Below are 3,900 nucleotides of genomic sequence, written 5' to 3' on the forward strand. Positions count from 1 at the left end.
TCCATGTCGTGCTCGATCACCACTACCGAGCGGCCCTCGGCGATCTTGCGCAGCAGCACGCCCGTGAGTTCCCGCTCTTTCGCACTCATGCCGGCCACCGGTTCGTCCAGCAGCAACAGTTCGGGATCCTGCATCAGCAGCATGCCTATTTCCAGCCACTGCTTCTGCCCGTGCGACAGCAAAGCCGCCTTGCGATCGAGCTGATCGTCAAGGAAGATCATCGCCGCGATCCGATCGATCTCATCGCGGACCGCTTCGCTCCGGTTGAAGAACAGGCACCCGATGACATCGCGTTTCTTCGGATACGAGATCTCGAGATTCTCCGCGACCGTGAGGTCTTCGTAGACCATCGGGTTCTGGAATTTCCGGCCTACCCCCGCACGCGTGATCTGGTATTCCAGCATTTTTTCGAGGTGCAGCCCCTTGAACTCGATGCGGCCGCTGGTCGGCTTTGTCTTGCCGCAGATCATGTCGAGCAAGGTAGTCTTGCCGGCGCCGTTCGGGCCGATAACAACATGCAGCTCGTTCTCTTCCACGTAGAAGTTCAGTCCATCCACCGCCTTGAAGCCATCGAAGGAGACGGTGAGGTCTTCGACTTCCAGGATCATCGGCCTCATTGCACCGCTCCCTGGTTCTTGTCCTGCCGGTTCTGCTCACGGTTGCGCAACCAGTCGATGATCCCGGCCAGGCCCTTGGGCAAGAACATCGGCACGAAGATAAACAGTGCGCCGATGAAATAAACCCAGAACCCCACGAAATTCTCGGAGAGAAAGCTCTTGGCGGCTCCAACGATCACAGTGCCGTACACCGCGCCGACAAGTGACAGGCGGCCACCGACCGCGGCATAGATCACCATCTCGATGGACGGCACGATCCCGCACACGGACGGCGAGGCGAAGCCAACTTGCAGCGTGAACATCGCGCCGCCGACTGCCGAGAACAGTGCCGCGACCGCGAAGATAAAGCCCTTGAAAAGCGCCGGGTCGTAACCCGAGAAACGGATGCGGTCTTCCCGGTCGCGGATGGCAATCAGCACCTTGCCCAGCCGGCTCTTGAGAATGAAGCGTCCGGCCAGCACGGCGCACAGCAACAGCACGCAGGTGACGTAGTACATGATGAGCGTCGCCGTATTGCTCTGGATGCTGTACCCCATGAACGTCGGCAGGTTCGTGATGCCGTTGACGCCGCCCGTGTAACCTTGCTGACCGATGATCACGATCGACATGATCGACGCGAGCGCCAGCGTCACGATCGAAAAATACACGCCGCCCACGCGCTTCCTGAAGTTGGCATAGCCGAGCACGAACGCAATGATCGTCGGGATGATCAGGATCGCGGGGAGCGCGAACCAGCCGTGTTCGAACGGGGCCCACCACCAGGGCAGCTTGTCGATGCTGTTCCACGTCATGAAGTCGGGCACGGGTGGACCGCTGCCCCCGAACACCGCCGCAGCGGGGTCGTTGGAACTCGCTTCGAGCTTCATGTACATCGCCATCATGTAGCTGCCGAGCCCGAAGAAAATGCCTTGGCCAAGACTGAGAATGCCGCCATAGCCCCACGTCAGGACGAGGCCCACGGCGCAGAATGCGAAGCTCAGGTATTTCGCGAACAGGCCAAGGCGGAACGCGCCCGTCAGCGCCGGAATGGCGATCAGCAGCACCAGCGCGAGAATCAGCACGGAATATTTATCGAGCAGAAGCGCACCCCGCCAGCCTGCAGGCGCCGAAGCTGCCCGCGCCGCATCGCTGGGTGTCGAAGAGAGAGGAAGTTCTTTCATGTGTCTGCGCTGCCTCGATTTCAGTGTGTCCGACGGACCGGAAGTCAAAGCGCCGAAGCCCGCGATCACCGCCGTGTTGCGCGCTAACCGCCCGGGGACGCGAAAAAAAGCCCGACAGCCAGGGCACTCCTGGCTGTCGGGCTTTTTGGCCGATGTCATCCGGGACGCCTTTGTCTCAGATGACGAAACTTGTATGGACACACCGGTTGAAACTCAACCAGTACGCCTGACGGTGACGCACTATCGTGGACCGACTGTGCTCTCGCGTGCTTCCAGTTCCGCAAGAGCCGTGCCATCGGCAATACACCAAGGCAGGCGGGTGTCATGCCAGCATTGGTCAGGGCTGATCACCAACGTGGCGTTTGTTCGCACAGTTGTCGTGCGCCATGTGCTTTATTCTGCACAAGGAAGGGCATGCGCTCCGTCAAAAATGCAGGCTTTCGTGTGCCTTGATGATGACGTCCGCCGTCACTTCGAGCGACTGGCGCTGCTCCATTGCGCGAGAGCGCAACAACTCGTACGCATCTGGCTCGGTCAGCTTGCGCGACTCCATCAGGATCGATTTGGCGCGCTGAATCTGGCGCTGGTCAGCGAATTTATCCGCGACGCGTTGCGCATAGCGCTCGAGCGCGACGCGGTTTTTATGCTGGTGAAGGGAGACCGCGATCGCGGTCAGTACGCCGAACGAGCGCACCGGCGAAGGCACCGTGCAATACGCATTCAGCTTCATGACGACGTCGATGAAGATCGGATTCTCGTAGCTGACGACCGGGATCACGGGCGGCGCATCCGGTCTATCGAGCCACGTCAGCCTGTCGGCCAGCGCCTCCGGGCGGACCGCCATGAAGACAATATCGGTCTCTGGCGGCAGCGTCGCCGGTGCCGGCCAGAAGCGGCACACGCGGCAGCCAATGCGACGCAGCTGCGCAAGTAACTCCTCCCCGTCCTGGTCGAGTGGATGGATAGCCACGACCTTCAGCAAGCGAATGTCGCGAAGGCCCTGAGGCGTGTTCGGCAAAGGATGGCGTTTCATCGCTGCACCTCCTGACGGCTTCTGTCTCGCGCGTGAAAAGCGATTTGCTCCTTTGACCAGCCTCTTTCGACAGACGATGCTTTCATTTGCGTTCGGCCCGTGGAAAGGCGGGAGCCGGGTTGACCCCACGAGCGAAAGCTGTGCCACCGCTCTCGCCCCTGTTCGGGGAGGGTGATTCTTCGTCACCGCTTCGGAGTAATCGCAACGGCCAACTCGCACAGATCCGCTCCCCGTTCATCGAAGCCGTAGTATGCACACGACGTTATTGTCATGCAATATTATTTCCTGCAGTGAAACTTCGTAGGATTGTTTCGTCGAATATGGCCGCCCACTGTCTTCGACCCGTCATGCTGCGAATCATCATCCCTGGCGCGTATTACCGGCGCAATAAGCCTCTCCGGGAAGCGTCGCGCGCGCTTTCATTGAAAGATATCGGAAGGGAATGCAGGAGCTGCCCGCAGCAGCGCAGGCCGAATACCATGCTGCAGCACGCGGTGCGTCAGCGAGACGATCTCTGCCGCGAAATCGGCCCACTCTCCTTCACGGTGCAAGAGGAAGAACTCGTGTCGGGCTAAGCTGCTTCCAGGCAGTGCAAGCACGGCGATATCGTCGAGATAATGACGCGCCTGCCATAGACACAACGGCGTCGAAATCGCAAATCCGAGGCGGGCCGTGATAAGGCCAAGTAACGGATCCGTTGCGTCGAACTCGTATCGCCGAGCACTCTCGATACCGAGATGCCGCGCAAACCGGTCTACCTGCTGGCCAATGACTGAACGCGGCGTGTAACGGATCAGCGGCAGTTCTCGGGCGAGCGACCGCCAGTCGATATCGGGTCGTTCAGCCACATACGCCTTCGCGACGACCGCCACGAAACTTTCTGAAAACAGCGGCACTTCGACAACACGCGGATCGTCGATCATGCTCTGCGTGCAGATTGCGATATCGATTTCGCGCGACCGCATCTGTTTTGCCAGACCCGGCGTAAGACCCGACCAGAGCGATATTTGACGGGCGGACCCGGAAACCGCGCGGATAAGTTCCGGCCCGACGGTCGCCGCGAACGAGTCGACACAACCGAGCCTGACGG

Annotated in this window: 4 protein-coding genes; all 4 read right to left on the reverse strand. The window is 60.1% G+C overall.

Going from position 1 to position 3,900, the window contains the following annotated elements:
• On the reverse strand, positions 1-617 hold a 617-nt coding region (locus ACFFAR_RS27055; protein WP_375508805.1), incomplete at its 3' end, for an ABC transporter ATP-binding protein.
• Positions 614-1,777, reverse strand: coding sequence for an urea ABC transporter permease subunit UrtC (gene urtC, locus ACFFAR_RS27060; protein WP_375508806.1), 1,164 nt, complete (start codon positions 1,775-1,777; stop codon positions 614-616). The genes urtC and ACFFAR_RS27055, both read right to left, overlap by 4 nt.
• Before the next feature lie 424 nt (positions 1,778-2,201).
• The gene (locus ACFFAR_RS27065) at positions 2,202-2,759 is read right to left on the reverse strand and encodes an ANTAR domain-containing response regulator (RefSeq protein WP_375508807.1); all 558 of its coding nucleotides are present in this window, start codon (positions 2,757-2,759) and stop codon (positions 2,202-2,204) included.
• Positions 2,760-3,229: 470 nt separating this feature from the next.
• A partial coding sequence (locus tag ACFFAR_RS27070) for a LysR family transcriptional regulator substrate-binding protein (protein ID WP_375508808.1) occupies positions 3,230-3,900 on the reverse strand: 671 nt, incomplete at its 5' end.

Source organism: uncultured Caballeronia sp., from assembly GCF_964243625.1.
Taxonomy (GTDB): Bacteria; Pseudomonadota; Gammaproteobacteria; order Burkholderiales; family Burkholderiaceae; genus Caballeronia.

Excerpts from the sequence above, each read along its gene's own strand:
- urtC (WP_375508806.1), bottom strand. The coding sequence starts at position 1,777 with ATGAAAGAACTTCCTCTCTCTTCGACACCCAGCGATGCGGCGCGGGCA.